General features: G+C 47.2%; 14 protein-coding genes. 7 read left to right on the forward strand and 7 right to left on the reverse strand.

Features of this window, described 5'->3' with window-relative positions:
- Positions 1-158: 158 nt before the first annotated feature.
- The 3 genes from rsiV to MY7_RS02200 form a co-directional block, all read right to left on the reverse strand.
- Positions 159-1,019, reverse strand: a complete 861-nt coding sequence (gene rsiV, locus MY7_RS02190) for an anti-sigma-V factor RsiV (RefSeq protein ID WP_007609813.1) — start codon at positions 1,017-1,019, stop codon at positions 159-161.
- Complete coding sequence (locus MY7_RS02195) at positions 1,019-1,516, reverse strand: RNA polymerase sigma factor (protein ID WP_003155802.1); 498 nt, start codon at positions 1,514-1,516, stop codon at positions 1,019-1,021. Before MY7_RS02195 ends, rsiV begins: the two co-directional genes overlap by 1 nt.
- 188 nt (positions 1,517-1,704) lie before the next feature.
- Positions 1,705-2,745, reverse strand: coding sequence for a 2,3-butanediol dehydrogenase (locus tag MY7_RS02200; protein ID WP_007408876.1), 1,041 nt, complete (start codon positions 2,743-2,745; stop codon positions 1,705-1,707).
- Positions 2,746-3,108: 363 nt separating this feature from the next.
- Here MY7_RS02200 and MY7_RS02205 point away from each other — a divergent pair, with 363 nt between their 5' ends.
- Together MY7_RS02205 and MY7_RS02210 are read left to right on the forward strand one after the other, a co-directional pair.
- Positions 3,109-3,477: a septal ring lytic transglycosylase RlpA family protein gene (locus MY7_RS02205; RefSeq protein WP_029326162.1), complete on the forward strand. Its 369-nt coding sequence runs from the start codon at positions 3,109-3,111 to the stop codon at positions 3,475-3,477.
- A gap of 65 nt (positions 3,478-3,542) precedes the next feature.
- On the forward strand, positions 3,543-4,586 hold the full coding sequence (locus tag MY7_RS02210; RefSeq protein WP_007609815.1) for a TolB family protein: 1,044 nt from the start codon (positions 3,543-3,545) through the stop codon (positions 4,584-4,586).
- A gap of 30 nt (positions 4,587-4,616) precedes the next feature.
- On the opposite strand, the gene MY7_RS19695 is transcribed toward MY7_RS02210, so the two are convergent.
- From MY7_RS19695 to gabP, 4 genes are all read right to left on the reverse strand, one after another.
- Entirely contained in the window at positions 4,617-4,775 is a 159-nt protein-coding gene (locus MY7_RS19695) for a hypothetical protein (protein WP_007609816.1), read from the reverse strand.
- A gap of 98 nt (positions 4,776-4,873) precedes the next feature.
- Positions 4,874-5,083: a cold-shock protein gene (locus MY7_RS02220; RefSeq protein WP_007408879.1), complete on the reverse strand. Its 210-nt coding sequence runs from the start codon at positions 5,081-5,083 to the stop codon at positions 4,874-4,876.
- Between the two features lie 204 nt (positions 5,084-5,287).
- A complete protein-coding gene (gene cotA, locus MY7_RS02225; RefSeq protein WP_007609818.1) occupies positions 5,288-6,826 on the reverse strand; it encodes an outer spore coat copper-dependent laccase CotA in 1,539 nt (512 codons plus the stop codon).
- Between the two features lie 109 nt (positions 6,827-6,935).
- The gene (gabP, locus tag MY7_RS02230; RefSeq protein ID WP_029326163.1) at positions 6,936-8,321 is read right to left on the reverse strand and encodes a GABA permease; all 1,386 of its coding nucleotides are present in this window, start codon (positions 8,319-8,321) and stop codon (positions 6,936-6,938) included.
- A 386-nt stretch (positions 8,322-8,707) separates the two neighbouring features.
- On the opposite strand from gabP, the gene MY7_RS02235 reads away from it, so the two are divergent.
- The 5 genes from MY7_RS02235 (at position 8,708) to guaA (ending at position 15,800) form a co-directional block, all read left to right on the forward strand.
- A complete protein-coding gene (locus MY7_RS02235; RefSeq protein ID WP_007609821.1) occupies positions 8,708-9,580 on the forward strand; it encodes a cation diffusion facilitator family transporter in 873 nt (290 codons plus the stop codon).
- A gap of 139 nt (positions 9,581-9,719) precedes the next feature.
- The gene (locus MY7_RS02240) at positions 9,720-10,682 is read left to right on the forward strand and encodes an AAA family ATPase (RefSeq protein WP_007609822.1); all 963 of its coding nucleotides are present in this window, start codon (positions 9,720-9,722) and stop codon (positions 10,680-10,682) included.
- Positions 10,682-11,866 (forward strand): DUF58 domain-containing protein, encoded by a 1,185-nt coding sequence (locus MY7_RS02245; RefSeq protein ID WP_007609824.1) that lies wholly within the window; start codon positions 10,682-10,684, stop codon positions 11,864-11,866. Before MY7_RS02240 ends, MY7_RS02245 begins: the two co-directional genes overlap by 1 nt.
- Before the next feature lie 18 nt (positions 11,867-11,884).
- Positions 11,885-14,095 (forward strand): DUF4129 domain-containing transglutaminase family protein, encoded by a 2,211-nt coding sequence (locus MY7_RS02250; RefSeq protein WP_007609825.1) that lies wholly within the window; start codon positions 11,885-11,887, stop codon positions 14,093-14,095.
- Between the two features lie 163 nt (positions 14,096-14,258).
- Positions 14,259-15,800 carry a glutamine-hydrolyzing GMP synthase gene (gene guaA, locus MY7_RS02255; protein WP_029326164.1) on the forward strand — a complete coding sequence of 514 codons (1,542 nt, stop codon included), beginning with the start codon at positions 14,259-14,261 and terminating at the stop codon, positions 15,798-15,800.
- Positions 15,801-15,879: the final 79 nt, after the last annotated feature.

Genomic DNA, 15,879 nt, shown 5'->3' on the forward strand with positions numbered 1-15,879 from the left:
TTGTTTCAGAAAAAATGAATGAAATGCTGTGATTTTCTTAAACTTTTCAGCCCCCGTCCGGCGTCTGTTATATGAAAAGGGTCCCTTATGCATCTTGGCTGTTGCGGGACGAAAGAAAAAATCCATGATCTGCAGATATCATGGATTTTTTTCTTTCTTTATCTGATGTAGCGGTCTCCGACAAGCAGCTTGGAGATGACGGAGGTCGGTATTGTAAACTCTGTAACGCCCATATATCCGGGTGCCGCTTCGTATTCATCAAATGAAATAACAAGTTTGTGCTTATCTGTAATATAAAAATTCTGGTCGGCGCGGATGGCTTTAAAAGGCTCCGTCATATCATCATCTTCGACCCAGTATATTTTATTCGGATCTTCTTTCATCTGTTTTTTCATTTGTTCTTTAATATTTTGGCTGATGACTTTAATATAACGGTCATCTTTAAATAAACTCTTTAATGTAAGCACGGCCTCATTCTTTTTATCAATCGTGATGTAACGGCTTTGCGTATAAGATGAAGCTTGTGTTTTTTCGATATCACGGCGGATTGAGATCAAATCCGCTGTGTCAGTAACGGTTTCATAATCGCTGTAAATACTGAGGTGGCCTTTTTTGCTTTTTGAGGTCGCCTTCATAAATTCCTGATACAGCTCTTTGCTTTCTTTCATATAATGCCGGTTGATGCTGTCTTCGAGTTTATGATCGGAAAGTCCGGACAGAGCGGGCGTTTTCACATCAATGCTTGATTGATTCTTTTCTTCCTTCATCTCCGTGAATGTGATGGCTTGGACGACTTTGCCGATGACGGGGATTTTAGACATGGCTTGTGCGGCATCCGGATTGATATTGACAACGGCGGTAAATAAGACGGCCGCAGCGACTGCCGCGGATGTCGGCCACATCACGATTCGTTTTTTCTTCGGTTTCTGCTGAAGGGCTTTTTCGACAATGCTGTCCAGTTCCTTAGGAATGGGCACACTTTTATACTCTTCTCTTAATTGTTCTAATCTCTTTTCCATTAAGAAAGATCCTCCTTCGTCAGCTGAATGCGCATGAGCTTCAGCCCCCTGTAAAGGCGTGTTTTGACGGTGTTGATGTTTTCCCCCGTGATGTCCGCGATTTCTTCTAATTTCAGGTCTTCAAAGAAACGCAGAATGATAATGGTTTTATATTGATGCGGCAGGTCATCAAGCGCTTCGTGAAGGTCCGTGTCTTTGTAGTGATCTTCCTTTCCGCGGCTTAAAAACTCGATCGTTTCATCGTCCATCACTTTCAGTTTTTTCTGTTTGCGGAGAAAATCAATGGCCGTGCGCACTAAAATTTTATAAAACCAGCTTTTGATCACATCGGGGTTTTTGACGGATTCGACCGATGTCAGCGCTTTTTGAATTGATTCCTGAACAATATCTAACGCGTCATCCTTGTTCTTTACGTAACTGTACGCAAGCCGGTAAAAGTCTTCTTTGCGCTCAGTTATGCACGTCACAAGCGACGCTTTGGCTGTTTCGTTCTTCATTGCTTCAAAGGGCTCCTTTTTTAAAAATACGTATCATAGGCTGCTGCCTAAGGATAGACGGGACAGGGTGAAAAATAGTTTGCGCAGAGGGGATCATTTTTAAAAGGAAAAGGAAGGAAAGACGAAGAGATGAAAAAAAGAGCCGGAACGGCTCTTTTTCGGATGTGTCTGATATTCAGCTGAACGGTTTAGTTCGGTTTGACTAAGATTTTCACTTGGTTTTTCTCTTTGATTAAAGCGCCGAAGCCTTCTTCAATCAGATCGTCGAGCACGATTTTTTTCGTGACGAGCTTATCTGCTGAGAAGTAGCCCTCTTTCATCAGTGCAAGAACGGAAGGGAAGATGTCACGGTATCCGATAATGCCTTTTACGGTCCGTTCTTTGATGACGATATCGTTCGGATGAATTTCCGCTCCTTTTTCCCAGATGCTGACGATAACCGTTTCACCGGCAATGTTTGTTGACTGGATCGCCTGGCGGAGAACGACAGGAACGCCTGTTACTTCATAAGAAACATCAACGCCGCCGTTTGTGCGTTTAGCGATTTCTTCAACGACATCGTCCGTTTTTGACGGATCAATGATGATAGCGCCGAGTTCTTTCGCTTTTTCCTGACGTTCCGGTGAAAGTTCAACCGCGTAAATATCTGTGGCGCCGGCCGCTTTCAGGGCTTCAATCACAAGCAGCCCGATCGGTCCGCAGCCAAAAACTGCCGCCTTGTCGCCCGCTTTTAATTTGCTTTGGCGGACGGCGTAAAGCGCTACCGCTGACGGCTCAACAAGCGCGCCCTGTTCGTAAGAAAGCTCTTCAGGAAGCTTAAACAGCAATTCTTCGTCAACGGATACATATTCAGAAAATCCGCCGCCGCCTCCGGCTAAGCCTAAGAATCCCATTTGTTCATCAAGGTTATAGGCTCCCTGATGTCCGTGTGTGGCAAAAATCGGTTCCACGACGACACGGTCGCCGACGCTGTAATTTTTGACGCCTTCGCCCACTTCCACGACTTCTCCTGAGAATTCGTGACCCATCGTGACGGGCGCCATTTCGTTTGTTAACGGATGAGGTTTGCCGACCGGAATAAAGATCGGGCCTCCCAAATATTCATGAAGGTCGCTTCCGCAAATCCCGCACCATTTGACTTTAATTTTGACTTTACCCGGTTCTGCTTTAGGTTCATCAATGTTTTCGATTCGAATGTCTTTTTGATTGTGCCATCTTGCCGCTTTCATTGATTATCACTCCTAGTCTGATTGAAACGAGTATAGGTACATGATCAATATGAACCACGGTTAAAAGGAATAAAGTGCTTGCTTCCTAAAGCCTGATTTCTCAAAAAATATCATATTATGCAACTATCAATAGGCCTTATAAAAAGTCCATATTGAATGCAGAAATACTCTATGAATATTATAACGCTAATGAATTAAATTTTGTAGTATAATTTACCATGGAATTATATAGAACGGGGAATTGTGTCTTCGTTGTGTGCATGTCTCATCACGTTGTAATGAACATGTAAAGTGATTGAAATATTATAATCGTCTTCTTGGTGTATAATTTTGCCTAGAATAAAGAATCAGGAGGACGAAAGCTTGAAGAAGTTATTCTTAGCCTTATTGATTTTAGCAGGAAGCACGCTGGGAGCGATCAGTTACTCTTCTGATGCAAGTGCTAAAAAAGTGAACGGAAATATTACATGGTATAATGGAGTCGGTAAAAAAGGATCGTCCGGTAAAAAACTGGGACACTGGGATTGCGCGACAAAATTAGGATTTGACGTTCCGAGAAACGGAACGAAAATCAGAGCTTATGCAAAAGCAAAACCGAAAAAGGTTATCACCGTATACAAAAATGATGTAGGCCGTATGCCGAATGCCGTATTGGATGTCAGCCCGAAAGCGTTCAAAGCGCTCGGATATCCGTTAAGCAAAGGAAAAGTATCCGGACACTACAGCTATTAAAATAGACCATCTTAAAAAGCAAGGACACTGATTCTTGCTTTTTCTGATTGACGGAGAGATTGATAATGAAGAAGAAACGATGGATCTGGGTGTTGCTGGCCGCCGTTTTGGCGGCGGTCATCGCGTCCGTTTTACTGATTAAAGGAAAAAGCGACGGCGGCGGAAAAGCCGTTGTCTCCGGCGGCCATGACAAGCTGCTTGTTTCCATTACAGACAAAGATCTGATGACGAAATATTACGAAGACAGCCGCGTGCTGTACGAGGAAAAGCTTTCGGCATATCCGGCGTTTGCGCTGGATGACGCCCATCAGGTGCTCTATTTTGTCGGGAATAATGACCAAAATGAGATGCGTCTGTATAAGCTTGATCTGAAGACGAAAAAGAAGACGGTGCTTTATAAAGGAACGGCAAGCGCTGACAGTCTGTTTTTATCAAAGGATTTGACGCACATTTATTTCCGTCTCGGAAAAGCGGATGAAGATATTTTCCGTCTCGCATCTTTTGATTTGAAAACGAAACGTTATGAAAATCTGTATCCCGCCGCCGATGAGAAAGACGACAGTGTGAGCAGCTTCTTTTATAACCGCAGCCAAAACGATTTTGCGCTTCTGCATTATTCCGTGAAAGAGGATTATCAAAAAACGGATGAGGCAAATGAGAAGGGGATTGACCCTGAACCGACGAATATCCGGTTTGCAGCAGGAGCGGGCGAACATCTTCAGGATCTGACAAACCTTGAGCAGTTTATCAGCGACGTGGCGGTGTCACCGGACGGAAAGAACCTTGTCTTTACATCTTATACCCAAAAAGGGACGGAACAAAAAGCGTCCATCCGTCTGATGAATGTCAAAACGAAAAAAGACGAAACGATTATCTCAAACGGTAAGGACTTCGCTCCGCTGATTGATGCCCAGCCTCAGTTTTCTAAAGACGGCAGCATCATTTATTTCATGGCGGAAGCAAAAGGCGCTAAGCGTCTGAAGGATGAAACGGGGCGGAATGCGAAGGTCCGGACCATTTATGCTTATCATTTGGATACGAAAAAATGCGAAAAAGTCTGGGAAAATGACAACGGCATTATCAACAGTTTTTCCGTCATCCAATCATGAAAAAAACACTCAGCGCCCGCTGGGTGTTTTTTAATGAACAAAGCTGGCTGCGGCTGAGGCGAGCCATTTGAAAAAACGGAGAATCGGAACGGCAAAATGGAGCGTTTCGATGAATGACTGTGCGGCACGGTTCATTTTCCGCCGTTTTGCCATTTCCTTCAGATCTTTCTGCTGCCGATCGTTTTTCATGTTCATTGCTCCTTTGCATCATAAAAGGACATGATAACGCAAAGGCCTCTCATGAGACATGGAGGCCTTCTCTATGTTGAGACTCGTAAAAGGGAGGTCTAACTTGATGCCGTTTGATTATTGTTTTGGAGATTTACCAACGAACGGACGCCGTCGATCATTTTACTGCCGCAAAGGGGGCAAGTCGGGGTATCACTGCCGGCAAAATTCTTTCTGCTCCAGCCGATACAGTCCTCTTTTGTGCATTCCCACGTACTGACATCTTCTTTAGGCAGCGGTTCCTGATTACGTTTGTTGTAGTAAGACATAAAGTCACTTCTTCCCTTATGAATTTTCGTGCACTCCTTCATTGTCTCATACTTTTCCCTAATCTCCTAATTCCTTTTTCTATCCAGATTTCCAATGAGGGTGCACCGTCTTCCTGTTATTACAGTATATGCAAATAAGTGTCTTCTTATTTTTTCTTTTTGGATAAATAAAAAATCCCCTCTCAGAAAAGGGGGGATATTTGTTTACTGCTTATCCGTGACGTCCATCGGTCTCATCATGTCGTAATCTTCGTGCTCTAAAATATGACAGTGCCATACGTAGCGTCCGCTGTAAGGAGCGAAAGTCGCCGCGATTCTGATGACCTCTCCCGAGTGCGCCTGCACGGTGTCTTTCCAGCCTTTTTCACTTGGAGGAGGCGGGACGGCGGGGCCTGTATACACAATGTCGCCGAATTTGTTATAACGCTCTAAGTCAAAAGGACGCCGGTCAAGGATTTGGAAGGAAACAAGGTGCAGGTGTATCGGATGGGTTCCCCCCATCGGATTGATAATCGACCAGATTTCCGTTGTACCGAGCTTCGGCGCTTCTGTCACAGGATCATGCCATCGCTTGTTATTCAGCGTCAAAACGGGCCGGCCGTATTTGTCTTGCGTATTTGTGAGTTTAAGCGTCCTGATATTGTGTATTCTCTTTGATGTCACATTAGGCATTGTTGAAAGATATTTAGGCTTCCGGCTTGTGTCTTCTCCCTTCAGCGGTTTTGTGACGCGGAATTGCATCACATTGGCGTCTGTATCCGGATCGGCGTCGCCCCCGCAGCCGGTGCCGTTCGTTAAAATGATATGTTCTCCGTCAAAGGCGGAGAAATCGATGAGCACATCATACCGCTCTGCCGGGGCTAAGCTGATAGATTGTGTTTTGACAGAGCGGGGAAGCAGTCCGCCGTCAGAACCGATTTGGATAAACTTGCCGCCGTTATTGAGCGAGAGAGAAAATGTTCTCGTATTGGAGGCATTAAGGATGCGGAAACGATATGTCCGCGGTTCAACTTCCATATACGGCCACGCTTTACCATTGACGAGAATGGTATTTCCGCAAAAAAACGGGACGATGGAAGGGTCGGGCAGCGTTTCGGAAGGGTTAGCAGGTCCGCTCGGATAAGACAAGGAACCGTCGTCATTTAACGTGCGGTCCAAAATCATAAGCGGTACGTCATACTCTCCGGAGGGAAGCTTCAGCTGCTTTTCTTTTCGCTCGCGAATGATATACATCCCGGCAAGCCCGGCGTACACATTGAGCCTCGTAATCGCCATGGCGTGATCGTGATACCATAACAGAGCCCCGCGCTGTTTGTTTGGATAATGGTATACCTCTTTCTCAAAATAAGGACCCGTTTCCTTAAAATCCTTTGTGAACCATGCTTCCGGGTAGCCGTCGCTGTCCGGCGGGGTTGCTCCTCCGTGTAAATGGACGACGGTTTTGACATCGGGTTCTTGATGGCCGCTTTCTGAATGGTGAATGGTATGATCCACGGGCAGAAAATGCTTATCCGGCAGGTCATTCATCCATTTAATATAGACGTTTTCATCTTTGTTCACGTCGATCGTCGGACCGGGAAATAAACCGTTATACCCCCACAGCCGGGTCGGCGGGAGATCGCGGTGCAGCTTGTGAAAGCATTCCTTCATGGTGACTTCATAATACGTGCTGCCGTCTGATTTCTTCTGCGGCTGGAGTGTTTCGATAATCGGCAGTTCATCTGCAAATTTTTCTAGTGCCATTTTTCATCCTGTCCTTATCAATTATTGAAATCCTGTACTACAGTTAATGCTGCCTTGAACAGGTTGGTTAAAAAAACACCCGCCCTTTTTTGAGGGGGGGTGTTTGCGGTTATTGCGCAACCCGGCTTTCGGAAGCGCTCTCTTTCGGTTTTTGTTTTTTGCGGAATACATATGAGGCAAGTACCAGCAGAGTAATAAATCCTGTCAGCAGAAATTCAGACCGCATTGAACTGATAAACAGCATAGATAACAAGATGGCGCAAATGGCGATGATCGTCAGGTAGGTTAAGTACGGATAGAACCACATTTTGATTTTAAGAGATTCAGGGTTTGTCCGTTCGATTTTCTTTCTCATTCTCAGATGTGAGACGGCGATGACGAGATAAACGAGCAGTGCGATCGCCCCTGATGAATTGACCAGAAATAAGAATACGGAGTCGGGAGAAAAGTAGTTCATAACAACGGCAATATAGGAGAAAAAGGTGCCGGCGATAATGGCTTGAACCGGTACGCCTCTTTTACTCAGTTTCATAAAACGCCGCGGCGCTTCATTTCGCTCTGCCAGTGAATACAGCATCCGTGACGTCGTATAAAGCCCGGAGTTCAGGCAGGACAGAACGGCTGTCAGGACGATGAAATTCATGATTTGAGCGGCTGCGGGAACCCCGATATGGCTCAAAACGGCAACGAAGGGGCTTTCCAAAATATTGGCTGAATCCCACGGCAGCAGTGTGACCACAACCGCAATGGAGCCGACGTAAAAAATAATGATCCGCCAAACGACTGAGCGGGTCGCCTTCGTGACGGATTCGACCGGATTTGACGTTTCTCCCGCTGCGATTGCGACGATTTCAGATCCCATGAAAGAAAAAATGACAACGACGATGCCGAGCAGAACGGAACTTGGACCTTTAGGGAAAAATCCGCCGTTTCCCGCCAGATTTTCCAGCCCGACCGGTTTGCTGCCGGGGACGATTCCGAAAATGAATGCAAATCCCGCGATTAAGAAGACAACGATCGTCGCTACCTTCACTAAGGAAAGCCAGTATTCAAATTCGCCGAACGATTTAACTGAATAAATATTCGTCAGTGTTAACAGCACGGTCAGAAGCAGACTCGTCAGCCATAACGGAATGCCCGGGAACCAATACTGTATGATTCCGGCGCCTGCAATGGCTTCAATGGCAATGACGATGACCCAGAAAAACCAATACAGCCACCCGATCGTAAAACCGGCCCAAGGACCGATGGCGTCATGCGCGTACTGTGAAAACGAACCGCTTGTCGGGTTGACGGAGGACATTTCCCCCAGCATTCTCATAATAAAAATCACTAATAGTCCTGCTAATGCGTAGGAGACAATCGCTCCGGGTCCGGTGGAATGAATGACGGATCCGCTTCCGACAAATAATCCGGCGCCGATCACGCCGGCAATTGAAATCATAGTCATATGCCGGGTTTTTAATCCCTTTGATAAAGAGTTAGGCTGATTCATTCTTTGCCTCCTTTTGGTTTGTTTATGCTGAATATTCCGACAAGTATTATTCTATCATAAATGCCACAGACAGTTGAAAATGATGTAAGAAAATATGACATTTTTTCTCGTCCGTACAGCAGAAGGTGCCGGGAGGAAAAGAAATAATTTTCTGTTATTTTTGTGTTTTAATGGTTTTGAAAATAATTCCATGAAAACAGGATGGCAAGAAGCCTTGGTGCGATTGGGATGAGAGGGTTTTCGTGAATAAAAGTAAGTTTCCTGAGTGCATAAATGTTCCATGCTTACTATTTTTCTGTGGAAAGTGAATCATGTTTCTATAGACCCACTGTGTCTTCGCTTTGTATGATAATGAAGGAAAAATTGAACGGGAAGGAGGATTTTAAGTGGAGAGATATCATGAATTGAAAAAAGGCGAAACCGGAGCGATTGTCAGTATTGGCGCATATGCGGCATTGTCGGCTGTGAAGCTTGTGATCGGTTATTTGTTTCACTCAGAAGCGCTTCAGGCCGACGGTTTAAATAATACGACTGATATCGTGGCATCTGCAGCTGTTTTCATCGGTTTGCGCATCTCTCAGAAACCTCCTGACGAAGATCATCCTTACGGCCATTTTCGGGCGGAGACCGTCGCGTCCCTTATCGCGTCCATTATTATGATGCTTGTCGGAATGCAAGTGCTGTTCAGCGCCGCGCAATCTATTTTTTCCGTTAAAGAGGAAACACCGGATATGATAGCCGCCTGGACGGCCGCGGGGAGCGCCGTCGTGATGCTGATGGTCTGCCGCTATACGAAAGGGCTTGCCAAAAAGGTAAACAGCCAGGCCCTTTCAGCTGCGGCCGCTGATAATAAATCAGATGCGCTCGTCAGTATCGGCACGTTTATCGGAATTTTTGCTTCACAGTTCCATTTGGCTTGGGTGGATACGGTTACCGCGTTTATCATCGGATTGATCATCTGCAAAACCGCGTGGGATATTTTTAAGGAATCCTCTCATTCGCTGACTGACGGTTTTGATGTCAAACATATTTCTGACTATAAAAAGACGATTGAACAGATTGCGGGCGTCAGCCGTTTAAAAGATATTAAAGCGAGATATCTGGGCAGCTCCGTTCATATTGATGTCGTCATTGAAGTGCCGTCAGATCTGAACATTAAAGAGAGTCATGAGATCGCAAATGAGGTAGAACGCAAGATGAAAGAGGAACATGCCATTGACCGTTCACACGTTCATATGGAGCCTCTCCAGCTGAAATAAAGCTTCCTTTCTAAAGGGAGCTTTTTTCCTTTTTTAGACTGGAAACAATTTGCTGGAAACGTTTTTTTATACTGTTTATATTTTGTGGTAAAGTTAGGTTACGATAATTGAAATTTGAGAGATGACTAGGAGGAGAAGAATGGCTTATAAAGAAGAGCTGCATCCGCTGCTGGAGAAAGCCGTTGAGCATATTGAAAACATCATCATAGGAAAACGGGATATCGCCATACTCAGTCTGGCCGCCATTCTCGCAAAAGGGCATGTGCTGCTGGAAGACGTGCCGGGAGTCGGAAAAACGATGATGGTCCGCGCTTTGGCCAAGCTGATCGGAGCTGACTTTAAGAGGATTCAGTTCACGCCGGATCTTCTGCCGTCAGATGTGACGGGTGTCTCTATTTATAATACGAAAACGATGGAATTTGAATACCGCCCGGGACCGATCATGGGGAATATCGTGCTGGCTGATGAAATTAACAGAACCTCTCCGAAAACACAGTCTTCTCTGCTTGAGGCAATGGAGGAAGGGAATGTCACGATTGACGGAAAGACAATGCGGCTGGCTGAGCCGTTTTTCGTCATGGCCACACAAAACCCGGTTGAATATGAAGGAACGTATCCGCTTCCCGAAGCCCAGCTTGACCGGTTTTTATTTAAGCTGCGCATGGGCTATCCGACTGCCGAGGAAGAGCTTCGGGTTCTGTCTTTGCAGGAAGGGCGCAATCCGCTTGAAACAATCGAGCCCGTCATTTCTAAAGAACAGTTTATCAGCCTTCAGCAAAAACTGGAGCAGGTGCGGGTGGATGATGGAATAAAAGCGTATATCGTCGGCATTACTCAGCATACCCGCCGGCATCCGTCCGTACATCTGGGCGTAAGTCCGCGCGGTTCAATCTCATTAATGAAAGCCGCGCAGGCGTACGCGCTGCTTCATGACCGCGATTACGTCATTCCTGATGACGTCCAGTATTTGGCTCCGTATACGCTGCCGCACAGAATGATCCTGACCGCCGAGGCGAAATTTAACGATGTGACGCCGGAAGCGGTTATAGAAGACATCATGCAAACGGAAAAAGTCCCGGTCCAAAGGATGTCGGTCCGCTAATGAGAAAGAAGATGCATTGGCTTCTATATGGCTGGAAGCTGCTTATGTTGGCCGTACTGACGGCGGCTGTCTTTTCTTATGCCATGTTTCAGGGCGGATTTGTGAGCTGGTTTTTATTTTATGCGTTTTTGCCGTTTACCGTTTACGCCGGGCTGGTCGCTGTGTACCCGCTGCGGGCGTTTCAGGTGACGCGTGACGTGTCCTCCGCCCAGTTAACCTCAGGCGACAGGCTGTCTGTCACCATCAGGCTGGCGAGGCGCCTGCCGTTTCCGCTGACATATATGGTCATTGAAGATGTGATGCCGGAAACGCTTGGCGAGAGGCGCAGTGCGAAACAGCTCGTGTTTCCGTGGTTTCAAAGGAAGCTGACGTTACAATATGAGCTGCCGCAGGTGCCGCGCGGAGAGCATCATTTACATACGATAAGAGTTCGGACGGGAGATGTTCTCGGGCTTTTGGACAAGACGGCGTTGTTTTCCGTTACGGATACGGTTCTGGTTTTCCCGGCGTACGGGTCTGTTCACTATAAGCCGCAGGCTGCCTCCGGGGAAGAGGGTGCGTCTGCCGGCGCTCCGTTTCAGGTACACCGCTCCGCAATGGCTGCGAGCGTCAGAAATTATCAGCCGGGCGACCGGTTTTCCGCACTTGACTGGAAAACATCGGCGCGGCGAAATGAGCTGATGACGAAGGAATTTGACCCGCTGCAGAGTGTGAATATGATTCTCCTTTTGGACTGCAGGCCGTCCCCATCGTTTGAAGCCGCGGTATCAGCTTCGGCATCCCTGCTTTACACGGCGCTTGTGAAGGGCTCTCCCGCAGGATTTATTTCATTGGGGAGCGACCGGACCGTATTTCCCGTCCGGGAGGGAGAACGGCATTTCAGAAAGATGCTGCGTTACCTGGCATCAGCTTCAGAATCGGAAGAAGCCGATGCGGGCGGGCGTTTAGGAAAAGAGCTGGCGGATCCGCGCGTCCGCAAAGCTTCCATTGCCGTCGTGACGGGCAGTCTTACAGAAGACCTTCTCAAACAGGCTGAGCCCGGCCGTGCTGACATGACGGTGTTTTTGGCGAAAGAAACGAATGCCGCGCTTTCGGAGAAAGAACGGAAACTCGCTCTCATCTTCGCTCAAAAAAATATTAAGGTGCAAATGATCAGGGACAAACGGGTGTCCCATGTTGTTTAGAAAGAGAGGTGGCGCGCCATGCCGCATGACGAGAACCAGGGAAGCAGGCTGAGTCTGCTGCTGTTTTATTTTCTCGCTTTTTTATTGTTATGGGAATGGCTCAGGCCGCTGCACAATTTTACGGATTCAAAACATACAGGTTTTTTCATCGTTTTTATCGGTTTGGCATTTCTGCTGTCATTCTTCCGGATGAGGTGGTACGTCACCGTGCCGTCCTGCATTCTGTTTACGTTGATCAGTATTCACATCCTGTTTTATAAAGGTTCGGTTTTTCAGCCGGAATGGCTCGTTTCTTTTTTGCGGGACGTGATGCAAAATGCCCGCCACATCGGGTCCGGAAGATGGAATGATATGAATCCGTCGTTCCGCACGTTGCTGTTTTTTGTGCTTTTATGGCTGCTCGTGTATTTGCTGCATTACTGGGTGATCTATCAGCGGAAAATATTATTCTTTTTTATCATGACGGTGGCGTATATCACCGTGCTTGATACGTTTACTCCTTATGATGCCGCGTACGCCGTCATCCGGATCGTCTTTATCGGCTTTTTGATGATGGGGCTTTTGTATATGGAGCGCATCCGGCTTACGGAACACATAGCGTTTAAAAAAAGATTGATACTCAAATGGTTTCTGCCGCTGATGCTGTTTATCTGCGCTTCCGTCGTGTTCGGTCTGGCGGCTCCGAAATCAGACCCGAACTGGCCGGACCCCGTGCCGTTTCTTAAAAAAATAACAAACCACAAAGAAGTGCCCGCCGCCGAAAGCAAAATCGGCTACGGCAATCATGATGAAACATTGGGCGGCCCTTTTCAGGAGGATGATACGCCGGTTTTTACATGGAAGGGAAAAGAACGGGCGTACTTCCGGGTGGAAACGAAGGATACATACACGGGGAAAGGCTGGGTGGAGACCGATCAGGGCATGTCCTATAAACTGAACGGCGGCAACGTGGAAGATATATGGTTTGACCGGAGTGTGCAGACGAGACGGTATACGGCACAGGTGTCCATTGATGAGAATTATCTCTATAATCACGTCATGTATCCGATCGGCGTCTCCAATATTAAACCCCCGAAGCACTCGATTCAGCTTGAAATGAACGGAAACACCGAGCAAATTACGCCGGTCAGTGAACAAGTGGGCAACATCCGCAATATGGGACGGTACACGGTGACTTTTCAGGCGCCCGTCTTTAAGCTGAATGATCTCAGAAAAGAGAAAGTGAAACGATACCGTGAGCAGAATCAATTCAATGACCGGTATTTACAGGTCCCCGACAGCCTTCCGAAAAGAGTGAGACAGCTTGCGGACAGACTGACGCGGGATCATCATAATATGTTCGATAAAGCGAAGGCGATCGAGGATTATCTCGGATCTTCCGCATTTTCGTATAATACACAGGATGTCGCGGTTCCGGAGCACAATCAGGATTATGTCGATCAATTCCTGTTTGAAACGAAAAGAGGATATTGTGATAACTTTTCATCGGCAATGGCCGTGCTGCTCCGCTCTGCGGGAATTCCCGCCCGTTGGGTGAAGGGCTATACATCCGGCGAGTATAAAGACGCAGGCGACCATAACGGCCACATTTATGAAGTCACAAACAACAACGCCCATTCGTGGGTAGAAGTGTATTTTCCCGATCAGGGCTGGGTGACGTTTGAGCCGACAAAAGGCTTCACCAATCCGACGGAGTTTACGTCAGAGCAAAATCATACCGCGGCAAAAGACAGCGGAGGCTCAGCGGGGAATTCGGATTCACCGTCTGACAAGCAGCATCAGGAAACAAAACCGGAAAAAGAAGAAACACCGAAAAAGCGGGATCACAGCGCGGCACCGCAGCCTGTGATCCGCAACAAAACCGCGGCACACCTGTGGCCGTATGCAGCTATTGTCATCGTGATTTCAGCCGCGGCGGCACTCGCCTGGCTGTTCCGGGCGCGCTGGATTCCGCACGTTACAGCAGCCAGATTGAAGCGGCGAACGGATGAAGACGTCTTTTTCGATGCATATGCCGCGCTGCTCCGCCAGCTGAAACGAAAAGGATTCAGCAGGGGAGACGGAGAAACACTGCGCGATTTTGCCGCGAGGATTGACGAGGCGCACCATACAAACGACATGTCCGAGCTGACGCTGCGCTATGAGCGGGCCTTATACCGCAGGGATAATGCCGCAAAGCTTTGGAATGAATCGGGACAGTTGTGGGAAAATATAATTAAAACAAGATAGTCTTGACCGCATATCGTCCTGTTGTTAGAATAAATGAATGTTAAATGGGAGCCCGGGAGCGTTAAAAAGCCGGGCTTCCGTACAAGTCTTGCGCGACAGAGGGCTGAACGTTTGTCCTCCGTTTTTTCTGTGTCAAAAACTTAGAGGAGATTAGGTGACAACCATGACGAAGTTAGTGAATGAAATGATTCTTGTTCTTGATTTCGGCAGTCAGTATAACCAGCTGATTACCCGCCGGATCCGTGAATTTGGCGTATATAGCGAGCTGCACCCCCATACGTTGACAGCTGAGGAAATCAAAGAAATGAATCCAAAAGGAATTATCCTTTCAGGCGGACCGAACAGTGTATATGATGAAGGATCTTTCCGCTGTGACGAAAAAATCTTTGAACTCGATATTCCTGTATTAGGCATCTGCTACGGCATGCAGCTGATGACTCATTACCTCGGAGGGAAAGTCGAGGCGGCAAGCCAGCGCGAATACGGAAAAGCGAACATTCAGATTCAAGGAACTCCTGACTTGTTCAAAGATCTTCCGGAAGAACAGGTTGTGTGGATGAGCCACGGCGATTTGGTTGTAGAAGTTCCTGAAGGCTTCACTGTTGACGCAACAAGCCATCACTGCCCGAATTCAGCGATGAGCAAAGCGGACAAGAATTGGTACGGCGTTCAGTTCCACCCGGAAGTGCGCCACTCTGAATACGGCAATGATCTTCTGAAAAACTTTGTATTCGGCGTTTGCGATTGTGAAGGCAAATGGTCAATGGAAAACTTTATAGAAATCGAAATGCAAAAAATCCGTGAAACAGTCGGAGACAAACAGGTTCTTTGCGCGCTAAGCGGCGGTGTTGATTCCTCTGTTGTGGCTGCTTTAATTCATAAAGCGATCGGCGACCAGCTGACTTGTATTTTCGTCGATCACGGCCTGCTTCGTAAAGGCGAAGCTGAAGGCGTCATGAAAACGTTCAGCGAAGGCTTTAATATGAATGTCATTAAAGTTGATGCGAAAGACAGATTCTTAAACAAGCTGAAAGGTATTTCTGATCCTGAGCAAAAACGCAAAATCATCGGCAACGAATTCATTTACGTGTTTGATGATGAAGCGGACAAGCTGAAAGGCATCGATTACCTTGCGCAAGGAACGCTTTACACGGATATTATCGAGAGCGGTACTGCAACGGCGCAAACGATCAAATCGCACCACAATGTAGGCGGACTTCCTGAAGATATGCAGTTTGAACTGATCGAGCCGCTGAACACCCTTTTTAAAGACGAAGTGCGCGCGCTTGGCACAGAGCTCGGCCTTCCGGATGATATCGTATGGCGTCAGCCGTTCCCGGGCCCTGGACTTGGCATCCGCGTACTCGGTGAAGTAACGGAAGAAAAGCTTGAGATCGTTCGTGAATCAGACGCGATTCTTCGTGAAGAAGTGGCGAACCACGGCCTAGAGCGCGACATCTGGCAGTACTTCACGGTTCTTCCCGATATCCGCAGCGTCGGCGTCATGGGAGATGCGAGAACGTATGATTACACAATCGGTATCCGTGCCGTAACATCAATCGACGGCATGACATCTGACTGGGCGCGTATCCCTTGGGATGTGCTTGAAGTGATTTCGACACGGATCGTCAACGAAGTGAAACACATCAACCGCGTCGTGTATGACATTACGAGCAAGCCGCCTGCAACGATTGAGTGGGAATAGTCAAAAGAAGCTTAGAATCCTTGGTTTATAAGGGTTCTAAGCTCTTTTTTCTTTTATAGCAACAATTGATCCAATATTA

Source organism: Bacillus sp. 5B6 (assembly GCF_000259405.1).
Lineage (GTDB): Bacteria > Bacillota > Bacilli > Bacillales > Bacillaceae > Bacillus > Bacillus velezensis.

Excerpts from the sequence above, each read along its gene's own strand:
- rsiV (WP_007609813.1), bottom strand. The coding sequence starts at position 1,019 with ATGGAAAAGAGATTAGAACAATTAAGAGAAGAGTATAAAAGTGTGCCC.
- MY7_RS02195 (WP_003155802.1), bottom strand. The coding sequence starts at position 1,516 with ATGAAGAACGAAACAGCCAAAGCGTCGCTTGTGACGTGCATAACTGAG.
- MY7_RS02200 (WP_007408876.1), bottom strand. The coding sequence starts at position 2,745 with ATGAAAGCGGCAAGATGGCACAATCAAAAAGACATTCGAATCGAAAAC.
- MY7_RS02210 (WP_007609815.1), top strand. The coding sequence starts at position 3,543 with ATGAAGAAGAAACGATGGATCTGGGTGTTGCTGGCCGCCGTTTTGGCG.
- MY7_RS19695 (WP_007609816.1), bottom strand. The coding sequence starts at position 4,775 with ATGAAAAACGATCGGCAGCAGAAAGATCTGAAGGAAATGGCAAAACGG.
- MY7_RS02220 (WP_007408879.1), bottom strand. The coding sequence starts at position 5,083 with ATGTCTTACTACAACAAACGTAATCAGGAACCGCTGCCTAAAGAAGAT.
- cotA (WP_007609818.1), bottom strand. The coding sequence starts at position 6,826 with ATGGCACTAGAAAAATTTGCAGATGAACTGCCGATTATCGAAACACTC.
- gabP (WP_029326163.1), bottom strand. The coding sequence starts at position 8,321 with ATGAATCAGCCTAACTCTTTATCAAAGGGATTAAAAACCCGGCATATG.
- MY7_RS02240 (WP_007609822.1), top strand. The coding sequence starts at position 9,720 with ATGGCTTATAAAGAAGAGCTGCATCCGCTGCTGGAGAAAGCCGTTGAG.
- MY7_RS02245 (WP_007609824.1), top strand. The coding sequence starts at position 10,682 with ATGAGAAAGAAGATGCATTGGCTTCTATATGGCTGGAAGCTGCTTATG.
- MY7_RS02250 (WP_007609825.1), top strand. The coding sequence starts at position 11,885 with ATGCCGCATGACGAGAACCAGGGAAGCAGGCTGAGTCTGCTGCTGTTT.
- guaA (WP_029326164.1), top strand. The coding sequence starts at position 14,259 with ATGACGAAGTTAGTGAATGAAATGATTCTTGTTCTTGATTTCGGCAGT.